The sequence below is a fragment of the Amycolatopsis sp. cmx-4-54 genome, assembly GCF_046548895.1.
In the GTDB taxonomy this organism is placed as follows: Bacteria; Actinomycetota; Actinomycetes; order Mycobacteriales; family Pseudonocardiaceae; genus Amycolatopsis.
The window spans coordinates 701,044-723,722 of record NZ_JAEBEJ010000002.1; the positions used below are offsets into that span (position 1 = coordinate 701,044).

Annotated in this window: 22 protein-coding genes; 10 read left to right on the forward strand and 12 right to left on the reverse strand. The window is 68.6% G+C overall.

Annotation, left to right across the window (positions count from 1 at the left end; genetic code table 11):
• Window positions 1-13 precede the first annotated feature (13 nt).
• On the reverse strand, window positions 14-1,594 hold the full coding sequence (locus ACLJQ7_RS08590) for a GMC family oxidoreductase (protein ID WP_410647573.1): 1,581 nt from the start codon (window positions 1,592-1,594) through the stop codon (window positions 14-16).
• A gap of 102 nt (window positions 1,595-1,696) precedes the next feature.
• Window positions 1,697-2,470 (reverse strand): hypothetical protein, encoded by a 774-nt coding sequence (locus ACLJQ7_RS08595; protein ID WP_410647574.1) that lies wholly within the window; start codon window positions 2,468-2,470, stop codon window positions 1,697-1,699.
• Window positions 2,471-2,536: 66 nt separating this feature from the next.
• On the opposite strand from ACLJQ7_RS08595, the gene purS reads away from it, so the two are divergent.
• Both purS and purQ read left to right on the forward strand, forming a co-directional pair.
• On the forward strand, window positions 2,537-2,776 hold the full coding sequence (gene purS / locus ACLJQ7_RS08600) for a phosphoribosylformylglycinamidine synthase subunit PurS (RefSeq protein ID WP_410647575.1): 240 nt from the start codon (window positions 2,537-2,539) through the stop codon (window positions 2,774-2,776).
• Window positions 2,773-3,450 (forward strand): phosphoribosylformylglycinamidine synthase subunit PurQ, encoded by a 678-nt coding sequence (gene purQ / locus ACLJQ7_RS08605; RefSeq protein WP_410647576.1) that lies wholly within the window; start codon window positions 2,773-2,775, stop codon window positions 3,448-3,450. Before purS ends, purQ begins: the two co-directional genes overlap by 4 nt.
• Window positions 3,451-3,512: 62 nt before the next feature.
• On the opposite strand, the gene ACLJQ7_RS08610 is transcribed toward purQ, so the two are convergent.
• Together ACLJQ7_RS08610 and ACLJQ7_RS08615 are read right to left on the reverse strand one after the other, a co-directional pair.
• Complete coding sequence (locus ACLJQ7_RS08610) at window positions 3,513-5,240, reverse strand: ABC transporter ATP-binding protein (RefSeq protein ID WP_410647577.1); 1,728 nt, start codon at window positions 5,238-5,240, stop codon at window positions 3,513-3,515.
• Between the two features lie 105 nt (window positions 5,241-5,345).
• Complete coding sequence (locus ACLJQ7_RS08615; protein WP_410647578.1) at window positions 5,346-6,971, reverse strand: ABC transporter ATP-binding protein; 1,626 nt, start codon at window positions 6,969-6,971, stop codon at window positions 5,346-5,348.
• A 119-nt stretch (window positions 6,972-7,090) separates the two neighbouring features.
• On the opposite strand from ACLJQ7_RS08615, the gene purL reads away from it, so the two are divergent.
• Window positions 7,091-9,373 carry a phosphoribosylformylglycinamidine synthase subunit PurL gene (purL, locus tag ACLJQ7_RS08620; RefSeq protein ID WP_410647878.1) on the forward strand — a complete coding sequence of 761 codons (2,283 nt, stop codon included), beginning with the start codon at window positions 7,091-7,093 and terminating at the stop codon, window positions 9,371-9,373.
• Window positions 9,374-9,556: 183 nt separating this feature from the next.
• On the opposite strand, the gene ACLJQ7_RS08625 is transcribed toward purL, so the two are convergent.
• From ACLJQ7_RS08625 to ACLJQ7_RS08650, 6 genes are all read right to left on the reverse strand, one after another.
• Window positions 9,557-10,411 carry a hypothetical protein gene (locus tag ACLJQ7_RS08625; RefSeq protein WP_410647579.1) on the reverse strand — a complete coding sequence of 285 codons (855 nt, stop codon included), beginning with the start codon at window positions 10,409-10,411 and terminating at the stop codon, window positions 9,557-9,559.
• Window positions 10,411-11,517 carry a pentapeptide repeat-containing protein gene (locus ACLJQ7_RS08630; RefSeq protein ID WP_410647580.1) on the reverse strand — a complete coding sequence of 369 codons (1,107 nt, stop codon included), beginning with the start codon at window positions 11,515-11,517 and terminating at the stop codon, window positions 10,411-10,413. The genes ACLJQ7_RS08625 and ACLJQ7_RS08630 overlap by 1 nt, the downstream gene beginning before the upstream one ends.
• Before the next feature lie 4 nt (window positions 11,518-11,521).
• Entirely contained in the window at window positions 11,522-12,331 is an 810-nt protein-coding gene (locus ACLJQ7_RS08635; RefSeq protein WP_410647581.1) for a Twin-arginine translocation protein TatA, read from the reverse strand.
• 175 nt (window positions 12,332-12,506) lie between these two features.
• Window positions 12,507-13,352 carry a lysozyme gene (locus ACLJQ7_RS08640; RefSeq protein ID WP_410647582.1) on the reverse strand — a complete coding sequence of 282 codons (846 nt, stop codon included), beginning with the start codon at window positions 13,350-13,352 and terminating at the stop codon, window positions 12,507-12,509.
• Window positions 13,353-13,544: 192 nt separating this feature from the next.
• A complete protein-coding gene (locus ACLJQ7_RS08645; RefSeq protein ID WP_410647879.1) occupies window positions 13,545-14,360 on the reverse strand; it encodes a lysozyme in 816 nt (271 codons plus the stop codon).
• Window positions 14,361-14,464: 104 nt separating this feature from the next.
• Entirely contained in the window at window positions 14,465-15,091 is a 627-nt protein-coding gene (locus tag ACLJQ7_RS08650; RefSeq protein WP_410647880.1) for a type VII secretion system-associated protein, read from the reverse strand.
• A gap of 53 nt (window positions 15,092-15,144) precedes the next feature.
• On the opposite strand from ACLJQ7_RS08650, the gene ACLJQ7_RS08655 reads away from it, so the two are divergent.
• A complete protein-coding gene (locus tag ACLJQ7_RS08655; RefSeq protein ID WP_410647583.1) occupies window positions 15,145-15,525 on the forward strand; it encodes a sterol carrier family protein in 381 nt (126 codons plus the stop codon).
• Window positions 15,526-15,609: 84 nt separating this feature from the next.
• On the opposite strand, the gene ACLJQ7_RS08660 is transcribed toward ACLJQ7_RS08655, so the two are convergent.
• A complete protein-coding gene (locus tag ACLJQ7_RS08660) occupies window positions 15,610-16,407 on the reverse strand; it encodes an SAM-dependent methyltransferase (protein ID WP_410647881.1) in 798 nt (265 codons plus the stop codon).
• Window positions 16,408-16,606: 199 nt separating this feature from the next.
• Here ACLJQ7_RS08660 and ACLJQ7_RS08665 point away from each other — a divergent pair, with 199 nt between their 5' ends.
• From ACLJQ7_RS08665 to arfB, 6 genes are all read left to right on the forward strand, one after another.
• On the forward strand, window positions 16,607-17,485 hold the full coding sequence (locus tag ACLJQ7_RS08665; protein WP_125679634.1) for a helix-turn-helix domain-containing protein: 879 nt from the start codon (window positions 16,607-16,609) through the stop codon (window positions 17,483-17,485).
• Window positions 17,486-17,769: 284 nt separating this feature from the next.
• A complete protein-coding gene (locus tag ACLJQ7_RS08670) occupies window positions 17,770-18,009 on the forward strand; it encodes a DUF397 domain-containing protein (protein WP_005152616.1) in 240 nt (79 codons plus the stop codon).
• A complete protein-coding gene (locus ACLJQ7_RS08675; RefSeq protein ID WP_410647584.1) occupies window positions 17,993-18,394 on the forward strand; it encodes a hypothetical protein in 402 nt (133 codons plus the stop codon). Before ACLJQ7_RS08670 ends, ACLJQ7_RS08675 begins: the two co-directional genes overlap by 17 nt.
• A gap of 254 nt (window positions 18,395-18,648) precedes the next feature.
• The gene (purF, locus tag ACLJQ7_RS08680; RefSeq protein ID WP_410647585.1) at window positions 18,649-20,187 is read left to right on the forward strand and encodes an amidophosphoribosyltransferase; all 1,539 of its coding nucleotides are present in this window, start codon (window positions 18,649-18,651) and stop codon (window positions 20,185-20,187) included.
• Window positions 20,188-20,217: 30 nt separating this feature from the next.
• Window positions 20,218-21,288, forward strand: a complete 1,071-nt coding sequence (gene purM / locus ACLJQ7_RS08685) for a phosphoribosylformylglycinamidine cyclo-ligase (protein WP_410647586.1) — start codon at window positions 20,218-20,220, stop codon at window positions 21,286-21,288.
• Window positions 21,289-21,430: 142 nt separating this feature from the next.
• Window positions 21,431-21,862, forward strand: coding sequence for an alternative ribosome rescue aminoacyl-tRNA hydrolase ArfB (arfB, locus tag ACLJQ7_RS08690; RefSeq protein WP_233621656.1), 432 nt, complete (start codon window positions 21,431-21,433; stop codon window positions 21,860-21,862).
• On the opposite strand, the gene ACLJQ7_RS08695 is transcribed toward arfB, so the two are convergent.
• On the reverse strand, window positions 21,851-22,609 hold the full coding sequence (locus ACLJQ7_RS08695; protein WP_410647587.1) for a GNAT family N-acetyltransferase: 759 nt from the start codon (window positions 22,607-22,609) through the stop codon (window positions 21,851-21,853). The two genes, arfB and ACLJQ7_RS08695, sit on opposite strands and share 12 nt — an antisense overlap.
• Window positions 22,610-22,679 lie beyond the last annotated feature (70 nt).

The following is a 22,679-nucleotide window of genomic DNA, read 5'->3' on the forward strand; positions in this document are numbered from 1 at the left end:
GTGAAAGGGCCGGTCAAGCGCCCCGGATGAGGTCCGCGGCCTTCTCCGCCACCATGATCGTCGGCGCGTTCGTGTTCCCGCGCGGCACCACGGGCATCACCGACGCGTCCACCACTCGCAGCCCGTCCACTCCGCGCACCTTCAGCGACGGATCGACGACGGCGTTCTCGCCCGTCCCCATCGAGCAGGTCCCGACGGGGTGGTACAGCGTCTGCGTCTTCTCGCGCACGTAGTCGGCCAGTTCGCTGTCGGTCAGGTCGTGGCGCTCCGGCAGGAACGGCTTGTCCAGATACCGCGCCAGCGGACCGGACTTCCCGATCTCCACCAGGGCGCGCATCCCGGCGAGCATTTTCTCCATGTCCACGGACTCGGCGTAGTAGGCCGGGTCGATTTCCGGCTTCCACAACGGATTCGACGACTTCAGCCGCAGGCGGCCCCGGCTCGCGACGTCCACCAGGGTCGCCGCCGACGTGAAGCCCGGCACCGTCGGCTCGCGCATTCCGTTGTCGTAGAACAACGTCGGCGCGACGTGGATCTGCATGTCCGGCGGCGAGACGCCGTCCGCGGCAGGGAAGAACGCGCCCGCCTCGCCGATGTTCGAGGCCAGCGGACCGCGTTTGGTGAGCTGGTAACGCACCAGGCCGCCCGGCGTCGCCGCGTCCACGAGGTCGGTGGTGCCGCGGGTCGACCAGATGATTCCGCAGGCGGGGTGGTCGTGCAGGTTGTCGCCGACACCGGGAAGCGCCGCGACGACGTCGATCCCGTGCTCGCGCAGGTGTTCCGCCGGGCCGACCCCGGAAAGCATCAGCAGTTGCGGCGAGTTCACCGCGCCGCCGCTCAGCAGGACCTCCGTCGACGCGCGCACCGTCGTCTCGACGCCTTGGTCCAAATAGGACACTCCGACGGCGCGGGTGCCTTCGAAGACCACGCGGGTGGCCTGCGCGTCGGTCCGCACGGTGAGGTTCGGGCGCGACAACGCCGGCCGCAGATACGCGTCGGCCGTCGACCAGCGGCGGCCCTTCTTGCACGTCACCTGATAGACGCCGGCGCCTTCCTGCGCTTCGCCGTTGAAGTCGTCGGTGCGTTTGAGGCCCCAGGCGACCGCGGAATCCACCCAGGCGAGCGACAACTCGTGGGTGAAGCGACGGTCTTCGACGTTCAAGGGGCCGTCGGTGCCGTGCAGCGGCCCGCCGAGCCGCTGGTTCCCCTCGGCCCGTTTGAAGTACGGCAGGACGTCGTCGAAACCCCAGCCCTCGGCGCCGTGCCCGTCACGCCAGCCGTCGTAGTCCGCGCGGTTGCCGCGGATGTAGATCATCGCGTTGATCGACGAACAGCCGCCGAGCGTCTTCCCGCGCGGCCAGTACAGCGTCTTGCCGGTGTGCTTCTGCTCGACCGTCTCGTAGTTCCAGTCCCATTTGGTCTTGAACAGGCCGGGGAACGCGGCGGGGATGTGGATCTCGTCGGCGTCGTCCTCGCCGCCCGCTTCGAGCAGGAGCACCCGCGCCGACGGATCCTCGCTCAGCCGGTTCGCCAGTACGCATCCCGCGCTGCCCGCGCCGACGATCACGTAGTCGAAGGAGTCCTGATCGGCCACGGTGCCTCCTGCTGCTCGCCCGGTGTTGACGCCCCGCCAATGGGCTCATCTTGGCCCAGCGCCGCGCTCCGAGCATCCCCCAGACGAAGGATCGGTGCGAGCTCAGTCGGAGTCGGGTGAAAAAGAAGCCACGCAGGGGCCGCCCTCGGCGTCGTCCTCGGTCTCGATCCGGCCGGGGTTCCGGACGCCGTCGACCTCGCCGCTGAGGTGCAGGATCGTCTGCTTCGCGGTGGTCAGCACGTCGGCGGTGTCGACGGTGTACCTGCCCTCACCGTGGATGATCTGCTGCACGCCGTCGCGGGTCGTGTCGGGCACCTTCTCGCACAGCACGGACAACGCCGCCGGGATGTCACGCGCGTTGATCGCGTCGACGAACTTGTTCCCCGCCTCTTCCCCGGTCTTGACGTCGGGCCGCGGCGACGGCTTCGTCTCGATGCCCGGCAGCGGCTCGGGCTCGCCGCCGACCTTGGCGTCGCGCACGCACCAGCCGCCCTCGCCGGGGATCATCGCGATCCCGACCGGCTGGCCGCCGACGGTGAGCGCGGCCGAATACTCCTGTGGCGCACGCTGACGCGCGGGTGTGCTGAGCTGTGCGCCGTCGGAGACGGCCATGACCTGCTCGGAGGTGTAGGACCGCTTCGAGCGGATCGGGCACCAGAGCGAGCTGAGGCGGCCTTCGCCGACGCCGTTCACGAACGACTGGCTCAGCTGCTCCGGCGTCGCGCGCGAGGTGGTGTCGGGCTTGGCCTTGAAGAACCCCGGCGTCACGAAACCGGTGAACGCGACACCGCCCGCGATCAGGACGAAGACCAGCGCCAGCGTGATCCAGAGCCAGGCTTTCGACTTCTTCGGCGGTGTGTACTGCCCGTAGGTCATGCGGCAACCGTAGTGAAGTACGCTCTGGCGGTACCCACGACCTGCGTGAATAAGGAGCAGCCTGCCGTGGCCCGAGTCGTCGTCGACGTCATGCCCAAGCCCGAAATCCTCGACCCGCAGGGCCAAGCCGCGCTCGGCGCGGCCGGTCGTCTCGGCTTCACCGGGATCACCGAGATCCGTCAGGGCAAGCACTTCGAGATCGAGGTCGACGACTCCGTCGACGACGCGACGCTCGAAAAGATCGCCGAGGGTTTCCTCGCGAACCCGGTCATCGAGCAGTGGACCATCAAGCGGGTGGAGTCGTGAGCGCCCGCATCGGGGTCATCACCTTCCCCGGCACGCTCGACGACGGTGACGCGGCCCGCGCGGTCCGCTACGCCGACGCCGAAGCCGTGCCGCTGTGGCACGCGGACGAGGACCTGAAGAGCGTCGACGCCGTCGTCGTCCCCGGTGGCTTCTCGTACGGCGACTACCTGCGCGCCGGCGTCATCGCCCGGTTCGCGCCGGTGATGTCGTCGGTGATCGAAGCCGCCCACCAGGGCATGCCGGTGCTGGGCATCTGCAACGGTTTCCAGATCCTGTGCGAGGCCGGGCTGCTGCCTGGCGCGATGATCCGCAACGCGGGCCTGCACTTCATCTGCCGTGACCAGTGGCTGCGCGTGGAGAACAACGACACCGCGTGGACCACCCGGTACGACAAGGACGCCGAGATCCTCATCCCGATGAAGAACATCGACGGCTGCTTCGTCGCCGAGCAGGCCACCCTCGACGAGCTGGAGGGTGAGGGCCGCGTGGTGTTCCGCTACGTCGGCGGCAACCCGAACGGCTCGCGCAACGACATCGCCGGGATCCGCAGCGAGAACGGCCGCGTCGTCGGGCTCATGCCGCATCCGGAGCACGCCATCGACGCCCTCACCGGGCCCTCCGACGACGGGCTCGGCATGTTCTACAGCGCCGTGGACGCCCTCGTCTCCGCCTGACCAAGCGCTATGAAAGGCCCCTTCATTGCAAAATTTGCAATGAAGGGGCCTTTCATGTCACTTCAGGAGGCGGCGGCGACCAGGGCGGCGTAGGGGCCTCCGGCGGCCAGCAGCTCCGCGTGCGAGCCCAGCTCGGTCACCCGGCCGCCCTCGATGACGGCGACCCGGTCCGCCGCGGCCGCGGTGTGCAGCCGGTGCGCGATCGCGATCACCGTGCGCCCTTCGAGCACCGCGCTCAGCGACCGCTCCAGCTCCCGCGCCGAACCCGTGTCCAGCAGCGACGTCGCCTCGTCCAGCACCAGCGTGTGCGGGTCGGCCAGCACCACCCGCGCCAGCGCGAGCTGCTGCGCCATCGCCGCCGGGACGGCGACCGCCCCGGCCCCGACCTTCGTGTTCAGCCCGTCCGGCAGGCTCGCCACCCACTCCGTGGCGCCGACCGAGGCCAGCGCGGAAAGCAGCCGGTCGTCGGTCCAGTCCCCGGCGGGCAGGGTGAGGTTGTCCCGCAGCGTCCCCGCGAAGACGTGCTGCTCTTGCGTCAGCAGCAGGACCTCGCCGCGCAGGACGTCGTCCGGCAACGTCGACACCTCGGCGCCGCCGATCCGCACCGAACCCGACGTCGGCGCCGACATCCCGGCCAGCAGCCGTCCCAGGGTCGACTTGCCGGCACCGGACGGGCCGACGATCGCCAGCCGTTCACCGGCGGGCACCCGCAGGTCGATCCCGTGCAGCACTTCGCGGTCCGCGTTGTAGCCGAAGCGCACGTCGCGAACCTCGATGTCCTGGCCGCGCGGAGTCTCCGAGGCCGTGTCCGAAGCAGGAGCGGGCCGCACGCCCAGCAGCCGTCGCAGCGAGGCACCGGCGACCTGGATGTCCGCGAGCCAGAACAGCGCCTCGTTCAGCGGACCGGTCATGACCTGCGAGTACAGCAGCATCGCGGTGATCGTGCCGAGCCCTTCCCAGCCGTTCGAGTAGGCGAGCAGACCCAGCCCGAGCATCACCGGCACCGGCAGCACGTAGCTGATCTCCAGCGACGGGATCCACCGCATCTGCAGCGCCCGGATCTTGCGCTCGCCCAGCATCGACGCGTCGAGGCCGTCGTGCCCGGTCCGGATCCGGCGGCCGGTCAGGCTCAGCGCCTCCGCCGTCCGCGCGCCCTCCGCGGTCTCGTGCGTGGTGGACTGCAACTCGGACCACTTGTCGAGCATCCGCCGCATCACGTCCGGGATCCGCCGCTGGTACCAGACGTTCACCGGCACCAGCAGCGGCAGCGCGACCAGCAGGCCCAGCGCGAGGAACGGCGACGTGATCACCATCGCCACCACCGTGAACACCACCGTGACGGCGGCGATCAGGATCTCGGGCGCGCCGTGGCGCACCGCGTGGTCGATACGGCTGACGTCGGTGGTCGCCCGGCTGAGCAGATCACCGGTGCCCGCCGCTTCGACCGTTCCGAGCGGCAGGTCCAGCGCGTTCCCGACGAACTCCTCGCGGTTCTTCGCCAGGATCCGCTCACCGAACACCCGCGCGCGAAGCCGGGCCAGACCCTTGAACCAGGCCTGTGCGCCCAGCACGACCACGAACGCCACCGCGAGCCAGGTGATCGTGGTGATCGTCGTGCCGTCGACGACCTCGTCCACCAGCGCGCCCAGCAGCCTCGGCCCGGCCAGCCCGATCGCGGTCGCGACGCAGAACAGGCCGAGCATCACGGAGAACTCGCGCTTGTTGGCGCGCGCGGTCTCCTTGATCCATCGTCGAACGTCTTTCTTGTCTGCCAGCGGCAGCTTCTTCATGCTGTCATTTCCTTACCCCCGAGGTGGTGGGCGCGAAACGGCCGGCGGCCCGACAACGGATTCGCGAGGCCTTCCGCCCGGATCAGGCGCGCTCCGGCACCGTCTTCAGGCGACCACTTTCGTGCTCACGACCACATCGGCCACGTTCGTCCACAATGGACTCTGACTGAACACGACGGTGGTCTTGCCGCGCCGCAGCTTCGCGACGCGTTCGGTTATGCGGGCTTCGGTGTGCGCGTCGACGGCCGAGGTCGGCTCGTCGAGCAGCAGGACGTCGGCGTCGGTCGCCAGCGCGCGGGCCAGGTTCAGCCGCTGCCGCTGGCCGCCGGAGACCTCACGTCCGCGTTCGCCGATCACCTCGTCGACGCCGTTGGGCAGCGCGTCCACGATGTCCTCGGCGTCCGCCGCGTACAGCGCTTCGGTGATGCCGACTTCGCCGGGCTCGGCGGGGGTGACCTGTTCGCGCAGCACACCGGAGAACCAGATGTCCTGGTTGTGCGCGAACACGACCCGCCGCCGCAGCTCGTCGAGGGCGACCCGGTCCACCGGAATCCCGCCGACCAGCGCGGGTTCACTCGGATCGGTGTACCGCGCCATCCGCGAAGCCACCGCGTCGGCGTCGGCTCCGACGTCGATGACGGTCAGCTTCCCGGCCTCGGCCTTGATCCCGGACGCCTCGTCGTACAGGTCCAGCGGGCCTTCCGGCAGCGGCACCGGGTGCTCCGGCTCGCCGAGCGTGCGCTCGGTGGACAGCAGTTTGCACACCTTCCGCGCCGAAACCAGCGCGGCGCTCAGCACCCCCGCGAACTCGGTCGCCGTCGTCACCGGGATCACCAGGAACACCGAGACGCCGTAGAAAGTGATCAGCTCACCGACGCCGATGGTGCCGTTGATCGCCAGCTGCGCGCCCAGCCAGGTGATGACCACCGTGACCAGTCCCGGCAGCGCGACCTCGGCCGCCGCGAGCCACGCTTCGCTGCGTCCGACCTGGACACCGGCAGCGCGCACCCGCTGGCTGGAGCGGCGGAAGCGGTCGAGGAACTGCTTCTCGCCGCCGACACCGCGAAGGATCCGCAGGCCGGAGACGATGTCCGCGGCCAGCGCGTTGACGTCGGTCTTCTCCTCGCGCTGCTTCGTCTGGCGCTTCTCCAGCGGCTTCAGCAGCGGCCCGATGCCCACCACCGCCAGCGGGACACCGATCAGCGCGACCACGCCGAGCAGCGGGGACGTCGACAGCAGCGCCGTCGCGCACACGATGAACGCGATCAGCGAACCGAAGGCCCGCCCGAGCACCTCGAAGGAGACACCGATCGGGTTGATGTCGCTGGTGGTGATCGCGACCACGTCACCCGTGGTGGTCGTGTCCCGCAGGTTCGCGCCCAGCTTCGCCGCGTGTTCGGTGGCGAGGCGCTGCGTCACCCCGGCGCCGTGGATCCAGCAGCCGTAGGACGCGAAGTGCTGCACCGTGCCCGCGATCGTCTGCGCGATCCCGAGGCCGGCGGCCGCGAGACCCCACAGCCAGACGGAATCGCCGTCGCCGCGGCCGATCGCGTCGATGCCCCGGCCGATGGCGACCGGCAGCAGGGCGATCGGCAGCGACCACAGCGCACCGCTGATCGCCGAGACGGCGAGCAGTCCGGGGCGCGCGAGCATCATCCTGACCAGGTACCGCCAGGCGGTCGGCTTGGCGGGCAGGCGTAGTCGCGGAAGCGGGTATGTGGCGGAAAGCACGATTACCGACGTTAAGCGGATCACCGTCGCGGGCGCGACCGATTTATGCCCGGGCGACCGCGAGCCGCCCTGGACGCTCACCTACTCTTAAGGCCGTGGCGAACCCTGATGCGGACACCGTGACCAGCACCGTTGACACCACTCAACGCGCCGAGGCGACCCCCGAACTGACCCAGCCGTACGTCGAGCTCGGCCTCGCCGACGACGAGTACGCCCGGATCCGGGAGATCCTCGGCCGCCGTCCGACCGACGCCGAACTGGCGATGTATTCGGTGATGTGGAGCGAGCACTGCTCGTACAAGTCCTCGAAGAAGCACCTGCGCTACTTCGGCGAGACCGCCACCCCCGAGATGAAGGAGAAGATGCTCGCCGGCATCGGCGAGAACGCGGGCGTCGTCGACATCGGCGAGGGCTGGGCGGTCACCTTCAAGGTCGAGAGCCACAACCACCCGTCCTATGTGGAGCCGTACCAGGGCGCCGCGACCGGTGTCGGCGGCATCGTGCGCGACATCATGGCGATGGGCGCGCGCCCGCTCGCGGTGGCGGACGCGCTGCGCTTCGGCCCGGCGGACGCCCCCGACACCCGTCGCGTGCTGCCCGGTGTGGTCGCCGGCGTCGGCGGCTACGGCAACTGCCTCGGTCTGCCGAACATCGGCGGCGAGCTGGTGTTCGACCCGAGCTATTCCGGCAACCCGCTGGTCAACGCCCTGTGCGTCGGCGCGATGCGCGTCGAAGACCTGCACCTGGCGTTCGCCTCGGGCAAGGGCAACAAGATCATCCTGTTCGGCGCGCGCACCGGCCTCGACGGCATCGGCGGCGTGTCCGTCCTGGCCAGCGACACGTTCTCGGGTGACGAAAGCTCGGGTGGCCGCAAGAAGCTCCCGAGCGTCCAGGTCGGCGACCCGTTCACCGAGAAGGTGCTCATCGAGTGCTGTCTCGAACTGTTCGCCCAGAAGCTCGTCGTCGGCATCCAGGACCTCGGCGGCGCCGGGCTCTCCTGCGCGACGTCGGAGCTCGCGGCCGCCGGTGACGGCGGGATGCACATCTACCTCGACCGGGTTCCGTTGCGCGCCACCGGGATGACCCCGGCGGAGGTGCTCTCCAGCGAGTCGCAGGAACGGATGTGCGCGGTCGTCTCGCCGGAGAACGTCGAGGCGTTCATGAAGGTCTGCGAGAAGTGGGACGTCATCGCCACCGACATCGGCGAGGTCACCGACGGCGAGCACCTGGTCATCACCTGGAACGACGAGGTCGTCGTCGACGTGCCGGCGCACACCGTGGCGCACCAGGGCCCGGTGTACGACCGTCCGATCCAGCGTCCGTCCACACAGGACGCTCTGCAGGCCGACACCTCGGCCAAGCTTCCCCGTCCCTCCACTTCGGACGAACTGCGGGCCGACATCCTCAAGCTGATCTCGTCGCCGAACCAGGCGTCGAAGGAATGGGTGACCTCCCAGTACGACCGCTACGTGCGCGGCAACACCGTGTCCGCGCAGCCGTCGGACTCGGGCGTCATCCGGATCGACGAGTCGACCGGCCGCGGGGTCGCCGTCTCGACCGACTGCAACAGCAAGTTCGTCTACCTCGACCCGTACGAGGGCGCGAAGCTCGCGCTGGCCGAGGCGTACCGCAACGTCGCCACCAGTGGCGCGAAGCCGGTCGCGGTGTCGGACTGCCTGAACTTCGGCGCGCCGACCGACCCGGGCGTGATGTGGCAGTTCGAGCGGGCCGTGCACGGTCTCGCCGACGGCTGTGTCGAACTCGGCATCCCGGTCACCGGCGGCAACGTCAGCTTCTTCAACCAGACCGGTGACACGGCCATCCTGCCGACCCCGGTGGTCGGCGTGCTCGGCGTGATCGACGACGTCACCCGCCGCATCCCCACCGGTATCGGCGCCGAGGCCGGGGAAGCCCTGCTGCTGCTGGGCGAGACCCACGACGAGCTGGACGGTTCCGCCTGGGCGCGCGAACTGCACGGCCACCTCGGCGGACGCCCGCCTCGCGTGGACCTGGCGCGCGAGAAGCTGCTCGCCGACATCCTCATCGCCGGTTCCCGCGACGGCATGATCTCCGCCGCGCACGACATCTCCGACGGCGGCCTGATCCAGACCCTCGTCGAGACCGTCCTCATCGGACAGTGCGGTGCCCGCGTCTTCCTCGACGCGGAGCAGGACCCGTTCGTGCAGCTGTTCTCCGAGTCCGCGGGCCGGGTGCTGGTCGCCGTGCCGCGCACCGAGGAACTGCGGTTCACCGAGATGCTGACCGCGCGCGGCCTGCCGTGGCGTAAGACCGGTGTGGTGGACCCGGAGTCGGGCTCGCTCGAACTCCAGGACATCACGGAGTTCACGCTGGACGAGCTTCGGGAGACCTGGGAGCGCACGCTCCCGGCCCTGTTCGACTGAGCGGACGGACCGCGTTCGCCCTCCGGAAGTACGTGAAGGCCCCCTTCCTTGCGCCAGGCGCAAGGAAGGGGGCCTTCATGTACTGGGAATGGGGCCTCTGTGCGCCCGCAGCCAGAGGTCTGCGTCGGGTTCACCTGTCGCGAAAGTGGTCTTCGCGACAGGGGCCGATGGGGTCGTGAGTGGTCAGCCCTCACTGGCAGGCGGAACCGAACCCGCCGGAAACTGCGCGCCCTCCACCGAAGGCGCCTCCGCAAAGGTCGCCACGCTCAAATCGACAGGCGCCTCGACGACCAGGCCGTTCAGTGACACCTTCCGTTCGAAGCTCGCCCTCGTGACCTCGAACCTGCCGTGAATGGTCGCGTTCTCGAGCAGGAACTTCCCGGACAGCTGAGCGTCGGTGAGATCGAGATAGGACAGCACCTCGCACCGATCCGCGCCGAACCAGCCGACCCGCCTGCCGAGCAGCCCCAGCTTGTCGAGCCGGGCGTCGCTGAGATTGAGCGAAAGCGTCGGCCCGGTGGTCCCGGAGTGGGGAAGGATGTCGCGGATCAGCCGCTCGGCCGCACGCCGGACCAGCCTTTCCCGCTCCGCCGCCGCCCGCTTTTCGTTGTCGTCCCAGTCGTCGAGGTCCGGATCGAAACTCGGATGCTCGAACGGCCGTCGCAGGTAGGCGCACAACACGTCGAGCACGGTCTGCCGGTACTCCGGACGCGTCCTGGCGAGCCCGGCGAGTGAATGCATCGCCCCGACCCGGACCTGATCGGCTTCGTTGCCCAGCAGTTCGATCGACTTGGCGAAGCGCTCGTCGGAGATCCGGCTGCGCTCGATCTCGTGCCGGTCCTCTTCGGTACGCCTTCGCCGGTCGTTGAGCCAAAGTCCGTAGAGCGCGGCGATCGCCCCGCCCGCCAAAGCGCCGGTCTTGAGCGCGTCACCGCGGCTGGTCGCGCGATCCATGAGCAGCCAGGCGGTGACCCCGACGAGCACCGCGACCGAGGACAGCAACGTCCACAGCAGCGGCGAGGAGAGCAGGCGCCTCATCAGTCCTTCACCGTGAGCCGGGCGCGGCCGTCCGGCAGGGTCTCGACGGCCCAGCCCGCCGGGAGTTCGTGGTCCCTCGCCGGCTCCACCGCGGTGTTGTAGAGCGACACCGTGCCGGGCGGCTCGCGGAAGCTCAGGTTCCCGAAGCCCTCGAACCGCGCGCGACGCAGATCGAGCGTCCCCTTGAACCCGGCGTCCGCGAAGACGGCGTCCTTCGCGAAAACGCTGTCCTTGAAGGAGGTTTCGCCGGCGAACACGGTGCCGCGGAACTCGGCGTCTTCGCTGAACCGCACCCCGCTGAACCACGCCCGCTGCTCGAACTTGGCTTCATTGCACCGGAAGAAGCCGATCTTCTTCGCGTCGGCCGTTCCCGCGCCCGTCAGGTAGACCGGTCCGAGGAACACGCAACCGGACAGATTGGTGCTGCTGTACAGACCGGCGTAGCGGAGCAGCAGCTTGCCGATCTTCCGCTGAGAAAGATCGAAGTACTCCAGTACCGCGCCGGTCAGGTCGAGGTCGTATCCCGGCGTGCCTTCGGAATCCGCGGCCGGGAGCAGTTCCCCGATCAGCCGTTGCGCGGTCTGCCGCACCTGGAGTTCTTGGTCCTGCTCCGCGGACCCCTTTTCCGGCGCGGTGTTCCCGGCGCGTTTCGCCGTGTCCTTGTACCGCGGATGCTCGAACGGCCGCCGCAGGTACGAGCACAGGATGTCGAGCACGGTCTGCCGGTAGATCTCGCGGCCGCGAGCCAGCCCCGCCAGCGCGTGCAGGGCCCCCACCCGCACCTGGTCGGCCTCGTGCCCGAGCAGTTCGACGGCCTTCGCGAACCGTTCGTCCGAGATCCGGTCCCGGTCCTGGTCGGCCCGCCGCAGCTCGAGCTCCTGCCGCTGCCGTTCGACCTCCTGCCGTCGCTCCTCGACCCGGCGCCGCCGGTCGTTGAGCCACAACGCGTACAGCGCGACGATGGCGCCCCCGGCGATGCCGCCTGTCTTCAGCGCCTCACTGCGGCTGGTCGCCGGATCCGTCAGCAACCAGCCGCCGACCGCGAGCAGCAGGACGAGCGAGACGACGAAGGTCCAGAGCAGCGGGGAGCGGAGAAACCGCTTCATCCGCTCAGAATACGAAGAAGTTGCGGACGCAGAAGGACTTGTCCGGGTTGTCGTCCGAGGAGATCCCCGATCCGCTCACCTTCTTGCCCTTGACCGTGCCCTCGATGTCACCGGTGATGAACCCGTCGCCGATGCCCGAGGTCGACGTGACCTCCAGCTGCGACGGCGCCGGGGCCATGATGTCGATCGAGTCGCCCATGGTCGCCTTCATGTCCTGGCACACCAGCGCCAGCGCGCCGGCCTTGTCCCCGGCGCTCACCTTGGCCAGGAAGTCCTTCAGGTTCTGGATGCCCTTCGGGTTGCCTTCGGAGCCCGTGCCACCGCTTTCGGTGCTCCGCGGGCTGCTCCTGGGCGAGCTCGACTTCGGGCTGCTCTTCGGCGCGGAGCTCGGCGCCTGCTCGGACGACGACGCGGGCGGCGGCGCGGCCGTGTTGTTCCCCTCGTCCTTGCTCAGCAGGAAGCCCGGCGCGACGAACCCGGTGACACCGAACGCGATCAGCACGACGAGGCCGATCACGATCCCGATGATCAGGCCGGTCTTGCTCTTCGGCGGCGGCGCGGGCGGGCCGCCGAAGCCCTGCTGGTAGCCCTGGTTGTTCGGGTCCCAGCCCTGCTGGGGCTGCTGCGGGTACTGCTGGGTCTGGTCCCAGCCCTGCTGCGGCTGCTGGTACTGCTGCGTCTGGTCCCAGCCTTGCTGCTGTCCGTACTGCTGCGGCTGACCGTATTGCTGGGTCTGGTCCCAGCCACCCTGGTACGGCTGCTGTCCCTGGGGGTCCTGGCCGTAGGGCTGGCCTGGCTGGGGTGGGTAGGTCATCGGTCTCGCCTTCCGTACTGGGGCCTGAGGCTTCAGATCAGACGACCGGCGGTCAGCGCTGGTTCCGGATCGGCCCGTGCCAGGGGTTTCAGGGGCATTCTGCTCGGAAGGTACCTCGCACGCGAAAGCGGCTCCCGGCCGAGGCCGAGAGCCGCTTCTTCACGGAATGCGCAGCTCAGCCGTTGGCCAGCGCCTGCAAGCGGTCGTAAGCGCCGTTGAAGGTGTTCTGGTCGAGCGGGCTGGAGGTGTACTGCCACACGGTGTAGAAGCCCCAGCCGTAGGGCAGCGTGCCCACGGTGGACGCGTACCGCGCGATCCACAGCGGGACCGTGCCGCCGAAGTTCTGCGACGTGCCGACGCAGGTGCTCCACCAGCTCGTCGAGGTGTAGATGACGGGCCAGCGGCCGGTGCGTGCCTGGTAGCGGTCGTGGAACGCCCGGATCCACGCCCCCATGGCGGACTGGCTCAGGCCGTAGCAGGTGGCGCCGTACGGGTTGTACTCCATGTCCAGCGCGCCCGGCAGGGTCTTGCCGTCCTTGGACCAGCCGCCGCCGTTGTTGATGAAGAAGTCGGCCTGCGCCGCGCCGCCCGAGACGTTCGGCAGGGCGAAGTGGTACGCGCCGCGGATGAAGCCCTGGCTGTAGGAACCGTTGTACTGCTGGGCGAAGTACGGGTTCTTGTAGCTCGTGCCTTCGGTGGCCTTCGTCCACACGAAACGCTTGCCCTGACCCCACCAGTAGGCCCAGTCGACGTTCTTCTGGTAGCTGGCCACGTCCATCCCCGCGACCGTCGCGAGCACCCCGGCCTCTGGCTGCGGCTGCGCGGCCTTGGCCTTGGATTCCGGGGTGGAGGTGTCGCCTTCCACGCGCCGGATCTGGGATCCGATCGTGTGGTCGTTCTGCTGGAGATCCTGTTCGATCGACATGATCTCGGGGGACGGGGCGGCCGACGCCTGGACCGTGCTGCCGAGCAGGAGCAGCGCGGAGCCGACGGCGATGGTGATTCTTCGGGAAGTGCGCATCACGACAATCCCTTCACGGATAACCCTCGCTGAGGACGGCGACCTTGCAGGTGGTAGCCGTCCGGGCACGATTGTTGACGACGAGTGCCGGGTTTGTCACTAACTTCCGTGAAATTGGTACTACACGTGGGTGATTTTCATTTCCAATTAGGTCGAGTTATGTGATCTTGTAACGTCCACTCGGGGGAGCGCTCAGCCGAGGGACAGCGCGCTCACGCGATCGGCCGTGCCGTTGAACCAGTTCTGGTCTCCGGGCAGGCTGCCCTTGTCCGCGAACTGCCAGATGGTGTGGGTCTTCCAGCTCGCGGGCAGCTCGCCGATCGCCGTGTTGTAGCGCGCGAGCCACAGCGGGTTCTGCCAGAACGCGTTGCTGTTGCCGGTACAGCGCTTCCACCAGCTCGTCGACGTGTAGATGGTCGGATGCCGCCCGGTGCGCTGCAGATAGGTCGTCGCGAACGACGTCACCCACGCGACCATCTGCGCCGGCGTCTTGCCGTAACACGTTTCGCCGTACGGGTTGTACTCGACGTCGAGCGCGCCCGGCAGCGTCTTGCCGTCCTTGGACCAGCCGCCGCCGTGGTCGACGAAGTAGTGCGCCTGCGCGGCGCCGTCCGAGATGTCGGGGCGGGCGAAGTGATACGCACCGCGGATCAGGCCCACGCCGTAGGAACCGTTGTACTGCTGGACGAACCGGGGATTGACGAAGCCGGTGCCCTCGGTCGCCTTCACGTAGACGAACTTCGCGCCGGTACTGGCGGCGGTGGGCCAGTCGACCTCGCCCTGATGACCGCTGACGTCGTGGCCGAGCGTCTGCGCTTCGCCGCCGTAAAGCGGCCCCGCCGGCACATTGACGCCTTCGTGCAGCGCGATCTGTGAACCGGCGTAGTGCCCCTCCGCCCCGTCGTATCGCGGCCCGCTTTCCCGTGCGATGGCGGGGGTCTGCGCGAGCAGCAGAACCCCCGCCGTGAGGACGGCCCCCCAGCCTTTTGAACACACTCTGCGACTCATCACGTCGCCACGATCCCCCGCGGAAAGGGAATCAGCGACTCGAACATCACTCGAAAGAGTGGCGTTCGCCCTGAATAAATTGGGCCGAGTGGGTTAGTCGAACCCTAACGACGCTCGTCCGAAAGGGCTTTGTCGAGGTGCTCCGAGGGGATGATCGCGGTGAGCCGGTCGTGTGGGTTGATCGTCACGGGGTGGCCGGCGAGCAGCGGGACCATGTCCCGGCCAAGCACCGCCCTGGCGTGCGGCCATTCCCGCGGCACCAGCGACTTGGCCGTGTACGCGGGAACGAGCACCTTGCCGTCGGTGTTGTGGAAGCCGATCACCGTGCGCTGCACCGGCGAAAGGGCGTAGACGAACAGCGTCGAGTCGAGGATGACTCGCGGCAGGTCGGCGGCCGGGCGGTGGTTCGTGCGCACCAGCTGGAGCAGCTGCTCGAGTTCGTTGCGCGGCTCGGGAAAACCGAGCGCCTTCGGCGAAGGCCGGTAGCGGTCGTTGGCGTGGAAGTCCTCGACGATCTCGCCTCCGCCGTTCACCGGGTACGCGCCGACGACCGCCCAGGACGGCACCGGACCTCCCGCGTCGAAGGCCTCGTCGATGACATAAAGCCAGCTGTTGGGGTTGGCCTTGGCGTTGGCGCGCATCTCTTCGGTGATCTTCGGCTTGGCCTGTTTCCGCTTGCCCGCCGGGCTCGACGCCAATCGATCCGCCTCGTCCCGCTGCGCCATCGCCATCCCCACGTTCCGGGTGCCTGAAGGTTTGTTCGCGCTCACTCTACTGTTCTCCCATGGCCTCTTCGCGTTCGGTCGACCCCGCTGAGTTACGAGCCGCGATCGCGGCGATTTCCCCCTGGTTGAGCGGATCCGGTCCGGAACCGGCCCGTCCCGAGCTGGCCGCGGCGGTGCGCCTGAGCCTGCGGACGCTGGCCGGGGACGCCCCGGGGAAGAGTGTCGAAGTGCGGGTGCCGCCGTTCGCGGCCGTGCAGTGTGTCGAAGGATTGCGCCACACCCGCGGGACGCCGCCGAACGTCGTCGAAACGGATCCGCGCACGTGGCTGGAACTGGCGACCGGGCTGCTCGGCTGGGCCGACGCCGTCGAGTCGGGGCGGGTCACCGCCTCCGGGAGCAGGGCCGAACTGGCCCGCTGGCTGCCGCTGGTCCGCCTCTGAACCCGCCCCGGCACGTGCGATGAAAGGCCCCTTCATTGCAAAATTTGCAATGAAGGGGCCTTTCATCTCAGCCGGAAGGCGGTCTCAAGCCTTGCGGCCGATGCCGCCCGAGATCGTGCGCTGAGCCGTGTTCAGCTCCTTGATCCGCGGGCCGTCCGGCCACCAGTCGGCGCACAGCCGGACACCGGGCTCGACCATCTCGAGGTCGTGGAACAGCTCCTCGATCTCGGCCTTGGTGCGGAAGGTGCCCGAGCCCATCGGGCTGTGGATGAAGAAATCCTCCATCTTGCGAGCGACCTCGGACAGCTCGTCCTCCGGGTCCGAGAAGTGCGAGATCGCCACGTACGAACCCGACGGCAGCGCGTCGATGTACTTCTTCATGATCTTGGCGGGCTCGTCGTGCGGCCCGTTGTAGTGGTGCAGCGTCCCGAGCTGCAGCAACGCGATCGGCTGCGAGAAGTCGATGTGCCGCCGGATGTCCGGGTTCTCCATGATCCGCTCCGGCTCGAAGATGTCGTCCGAGACGAAGTGCGTGTTCTCGTTCTCCTCGAGCAGCGCGCGCCCGTGGGCCAGCACGACCGGGTCGTTGTCGACGTAGACGACCTTGATCTCCGGGTTGATCCGCTGCACGACCTGGTGCGTGTTCTCGGCCGTCGGCAGGCCGGATCCCAGGTCGAGGAACTGGGTGATGCCCGTCTGGCTGGCGAGGAACCGGCACGCGCGGATCAGGAAGCCGCGGTTCTCGGTCGCCAGGTCCTGCGCCTCGGGGGCCGCCTGCTGAACCTTGCGCAGCACCTCCCGGTCGATCTCGTAGTTGTCCTTGCCGAGCAGGAAGGCGTCGTACACCCGGGCGATGCTGGCCCGGGTCGGGTCGACACCCACGGGCACTCGTTCCGTCCGGGTCGGGGCGTCGGGCATCTTGAACCTCACAAAACTGTGTCGGAAGTCTCGGGCTCTACGTAGAGTAGAACCACGTACGCGACGGGTAAACCGAGCCATCCCTGTCGTGTCGAGGTCCAAACGTGTACTTTCAGTAATCGGCTAGTTCCCTGAGTGTCGTCGTGCGAAAGGTCCCCGGTCGATGAACGCGGTCACCCCGCCTGGCGGTGAGCAGTCCCTGGGTCCCACCGCGCGGCGGATGATCCTCGGCTCTCAGCTCCGCCGGATGCGCGAGGACGCGGGCATCACGCGCCAGGAGGCCGGCTACAGCATCCGGGGTTCCGAGTCGAAGATCAGCCGTCTCGAGCTGGGCCGCGTCGGCTTCAAGGAACGCGACGTCGCCGATCTGCTGACCATGTACGGGATGACCGACCCCGGCGAACGGCAGCAGTTCCTCGACATGGTCAAGGAGTCGAACGAGCCGGGCTGGTGGCGCCGCTACGGCGACCTGATGCCGAGCTGGTTCAACGACCTCGTCGGGCTCGAAGAGGCCGCGGCCCGCATCCAGGTGTGGGAGCCGCTGTACGTCACGGGCCTGTTGCAGACCGAGGCCTACGCGCGGGCGATCATGAGCCACGGCCGCAAGGACATGGTCAACGAACAGGTCGACCGCCGGGTCGCGCTGCGGATGCGGCGGCAGAAGATGCTGTCGAGGCCGGACGCGCCGCGGTTGTGGCTGGTGCTCGACGAGTCGGTGCTCTACCGGCCGATCGGCGACCGCGAGGTGCTGAAGGGCCAGATCGACCATCTGCTGGAGATGATCCAGCAGCCGAACATCTCGGTGCAGGTCCTCCCGTACGACCGGAGTGGCTACTCCGCGGACAGCGCGTTCTCGCTGCTCAGGTTCGCGGAGGAGGAATTGCCGAACATCGCCTACACCGAGTACCTGACCGGCGCGCACTACATCGACAAGCGCGACGAGATCGAGCGGTACAGCCGGGCGCTGGACATGCTCGCGGTCGACGCGGAGACGCCGGACCGCAGCCGTCAGATGCTGCTGAAGCGCCGCGCCGAAATCTGAGCCGCTCACCTTTGTGGTGCTGCCGGCCATCTTGCGAGGCGACCGGGTTTCCTCGCATGTCCTCGAAAAAAGTGGCCACGAGTGGTAGTTGTTCACCCATTGGGGGCTGCGCTCGTAACCCTTTAGTGGGGTGGCCGCGGACCTGAGTCATCACTGCACGCGAGTTCTGCAAAAACTTCTGCACGTGCATTTACCGCTGCAGCCACACGTGCTAACTTTGCGATCACAGGCAAATGCACATGCAGATGCATCGCCCGAGTCTTCTGTCGGGGAAGGTGGGGACCATGGCTGAACAGTTCGACAACGGCATCCCGGCCGATCGTCTTACCGGCGCCCAATGGCGCAAAGCCAGCTACAGCAACGCGATCGGCAACTGTGTCGAGGTGGCGCCGCTCGCTTCCGGCGAGATCGCGATGCGCAACTCGCGCTTTCCGACCGGGCCGGCCCTGATCTACACCCAGGCCGAGATGGCCGCGTTCCTCGCGGGCGCCAAGGACGGCGAATTCGATGACGTTCTCGGGTGACACCATCATCGCGGAGATCACCGATATCGAAAGCGGCCTGCAGGAGCTGATCCACCGCGGCTACCAGTTCGTGCACCCGTGCGACGCGAACGGCGAGGTACTGGCCGTGGTCGGCGTGCGAGTCCACGACAACGTGGTCGACGTGGTCCGGCTCAACGCCGAGGACGATGTCGTCGCCACCCGCATGCCCGGGACCGAGGAGGACATCCTCGAGCCCGAGGTCTGGCTGTGGCGGTTCACCGGCGACGCGGCGACGGTGCTGACGGCACTGCTCGCGCTCCCGGACGAGCGGACTCCCGGCTCGCTGTACGTCCCGGAGACCGCGGCCAAGGGCTGCTGGGTGCCCGGCCGCGGTGGCACCTCGAAGTGGCTCGCCGCGGGCTGACCGCCTCCTAAGCACAGTCGACCGCCTCTGTCGAGGGGGAGCGGTCGGCTGGTCGGGGGTCGTGAGTGCCGGGCCTTGACACCCGCTCGTCACTCACGGTCACAGTGGAGCCCGCCTTGTCTTCGAGATCTTCGCGGGTTCACTCAGAGTCACGGCTTGAAGCGTGTCCAGTGCCACTTCGCGCGGCGCGTTGATCTCGTGCCCACCGTTTACACTGGTGGTGGCCTGCCCTCTTTCTCCTTGGGAGCACCTCGGTGGTTTCCGACCCGTCCCTCATCGGACAGCCCGTGACCGACCAGCCCGATCCGGAACCCCGCGAGGAATGCGGCGTCTTCGGTGTCTGGGCGCCCGGAGAAGAGGTCGCGAAGCTGACCTACTACGGGCTCTACGCACTTCAGCACCGCGGCCAGGAAGCGGCCGGCATCTCGGTCTCCGACGGTTCGCAGATCGTCGTCTTCAAGGATCTCGGCCTGGTCAGCCAGGTGTTCGACGAGCAGGTCCTGCAGTCGCTGCAAGGACATATCGCCGTCGGCCACTGCCGCTACTCGACCACCGGCGCGACCATCTGGGAGAACGCGCAGCCGATCTTCCGGACCACCGCCACCGGCAGCGGGTTGTCCTTCGCGCACAACGGGAACCTCGTCAACACCGCCGAGCTGCGGGATCGCACGGTCGAAGCCGGGCTCAAACCGCACGCGGGCCTGACCGGTTCGTCCAGCGATTCCGACCTCGTGTGCGGGCTGCTCGCGGCCAACGCCGCCGACAAGGGCATCGAAGCCGCCGCGCTGGAACTGCTGCCCACCCTCAAGGGCGCCTTCTGCCTGGTCTTCGCCGACGAGTCCACCCTCTACGCCGCGCGAGACCCGCACGGTGTGCACCCGCTGGTGCTCGGCAGGCTCGAACGCGGCTGGGTGGTCGCGAGCGAGACGGCCGCGCTCGACATCTGCGGCGCGTCCTTCGTCCGCGAGGTCGAGCCCGGTGAGCTCATCGCGATCGACGCCGAGGGCCTGCGCTCCTCGCGGTTCGCGAACCCCGAGCCCAAGGGCTGCGTCTTCGAGTACGTGTACCTCGCCCGCCCCGACACCTCGATCGCCGGCCGCAGCGTGCACGCCACCCGCGTCGAGATCGGCCGCAAGCTCGCCGCCGAACATCCGGCCGACGCCGACCTGGTCATGCCGGTGCCCGAATCCGGCACCCCGGCCGCCATCGGCTACGCGCAGGGCTCCGGCATCCCTTACGGCACCGGCCTGGTGAAGAACGCCTACGTCGGCCGCACCTTCATCCAGCCGTCGCAGACCATCCGCCAGCTGGGCATCCGCCTCAAGCTGAACCCGTTGCGCGACGTCATCCGCGGCAAACGGCTCGTCGTCGTCGACGACTCCATCGTCCGCGGCAACACCCAGCGCGCCCTGGTCCGCATGCTGCGGGAGGCGGGCGCGCTCGAGGTGCACGTCCGGATCGCGTCGCCGCCGGTGCGCTGGCCGTGTTTCTACGGGATCGACTTCGCCTCGCGCGCCGAACTGGTGGCCAACGGCGTCGACCTCGACGGCATCCGCCGCTCCATCGGCGCGGACACCCTGGGCTACATCTCCCTGGACGGGCTGGTCGCGTCCTCGGAACAGCCGAAGTCGCGGTTGTGCACCGCGTGCTTCTCCGGCGAGTACCCGATCGCGCTGCCCGAAGACGCGTTGATCGGGAAGCACCTGCTGGAGAGCCTGGACTCGGTCAATGGCGCGGCGAAGCCCATCAGCCCTGCCGGGTACGGTGCTGAGGACGCCATCCGGCGTCCCTAGACCTCACTTCCAGAGTTGGAGTCCGCTTCCGTGAGCGAGTCCACGAGCGCCACGTACGCCGCCGCCGGCGTCAGCATCGACGCCGGTGACAAAGCCGTCGAGCTGCTCAAACCGCACGCCGAGAGGGCCACGAGGCCCGAGGTGATGGGCGGGGTCGGCGGTTTCGCCGGACTGTTCTCCCTGAAGCTGGACAAGTGGAAAGAGCCGGTGCTGGCCTCGTCGACCGACGGGGTCGGCACCAAGATCGCCGTCGCGCAGGCGCTCGACAAGCACGACACGGTCGGCATCGACCTGGTCGCGATGGTCGTCGACGATCTGGTCGTCACCGGTGCCGAGCCGCTGTTCATGCAGGACTACATCGCCGTCGGCAAGGTCGTGCCGGAGAAGATCGCGGCGCTGGTCGGCGGGATCGCCGAGGGCTGCGTCCAGGCGGGTTGCGCGCTGCTCGGCGGCGAGACCGCGGAGCACCCCGGCCTGATGGGCGAGCACGACTACGACCTTTCGGGCACCGGTATCGGCGTCGTCGAGGCGTCGAAGGTGCTCGGCCCGGAGCGGGTCCGCCCCGGCGACGTCGTCCTCGCGCTCGGCTCGTCCGGCCTGCACTCCAACGGTTACTCGCTCGCCCGGCACGTGCTGCTGGACATCGCGCGTATGCCGCTCGACGGGCACGTCGAGGAGTTCGGCCGCTCGCTCGGCGAGGAGATGCTGGAGCCGACCAGGATCTACGCAAAGGACTGCCTCGCGCTGGCGGCCGAGGCCGACGTCCGCACGTTCGCGCATATCACCGGCGGCGGCCTGGAACAGAACCTCGCCCGCGTCATGCCGCGCGGACTGGTCGCCCGGCTCGAACGCGGCACCTGGACCCCGGCGCCGGTGTTCGCGCTGATCGGCCATCGCGGCAGGGTCGAACGGGCCGAACTGGAGAAGACGTTCAACATGGGCGTCGGCATGGTCGCGATCGTCGGCGCCGACGACGTCGACCGGGCGCTGGCGATGCTGACCGCACGGCACGTGCCGGCGTGGATCCTCGGCGACGTGCAGCCCGCGGAAGACCCGGACGGCCCGCGCGCCGTGCTCTCGGGCGACCACCCGCGCTTCTGAGTGTCCGCTGGTGAACCCGCACCGCGATAGCGGGGCCTTAGGCCAGGGCGGGTTCACGCCTCATATCCGGTTTACGAGTCCAGCCTCAGCTCTCGCCAACAGGCATTGAATATTCTCTTGGCCCTGGTGGAACACTGGGTCCGTGGCTGATGACGTGGTGGTCGGCACCCGGTTCGTGATCCCGGGTGCCGAATTGAGCGAACGGTTCTCCCGGTCGTCGGGTCCGGGTGGGCAGGGCGTGAACACCACGGACTCGCGGGTCGAGCTGTCCTTCGACGTGGCCGGTTCGGCGTCCGTCCCGGAGCATCTCCGGGCTCGGATGCTGGACCGGCTTTCGTCGCGGCTGGTCGACGGCGTCGTCACGATCACCGCTTCCGAACACCGCTCCCAGCTGATGAACCGGGAAGCCGCGCGGGCGCGGCTGGTGATGTTGCTGCTGGACGCGTCGGCGCCCCCGGCCGCCAAGCGGCGTCCCACCAAACCTTCGCGAGGTTCGAAGGAACGCCGCCTGGCGTCGAAGAAGCGCCGCGGCGAGGTCAAGAAATCCCGCCGCGGCGGCTACTCAGATGATTGACAGGTGCACGCATTCGGCCGCGGTCTCGAAGCCGACCCGGCCGTAGACGCGTTCCGCCTGCCCGGCGCCCGGCGTCAGGAACACCGACCGGCCACCGCGCGCGTGGGCTTCACGCGTCAGGTACTCCGTCATCGCCGCGGCGATCCCGCGGCTCCGGTACCCCTCGATCACCCCGATCCCGGCGATCTCGGTCGCGCCGTCGAGGATCGCGGTCGCGACCCCGCCGCCGACGACCTCGCCGGTCTCGGCCACGGCCATCACCGACAGGGTCTCGCCGCTCAGCTGATCCGGTGACGGGTCGAGGTGCTGCTCGGGATCGTCCTCCCCGAACGCCACGTTCTGCGCCCGGATCATCTGCCGGAGTTCGCCGTCGGTTTTCGGGGTGACCAGGCTGATCCCGGCCGGTTCCGGTTGCCCGACGACCTGGCCCGGGGAACAGATCATCAGCGGAACCCGCCGCTCCAGCGTGTAACCGCACTCGACGAGCACGGCCTCGGCGCCCGGAACCGCTTCGGTCAGGAATTCCAGACGCGGCACGAGCCCGCGCTTGCGGAACGCCTCGGTGAGCGCGGCGACATCGTCCTGTGTGGGGACGGCGCCGTCATCGGGGATCGCGTAGTTGAGGAAGGGGCTGTCGGCCTCGAGGTAGTACGTGGCCAGGAACGGACCGATCCGCTCGGTCTCCCGGAACTTCGCCGCGGTGAGGCGAATAGAGGACTGCAAAGCACGAATCGTCTCGGAAAGCACTGGTGGAAAGCCTTTCGGGCAGAAGAAAGAGACGCACGGGAGGATCCGCGTGCGTGGTGGAGCAGGCGTG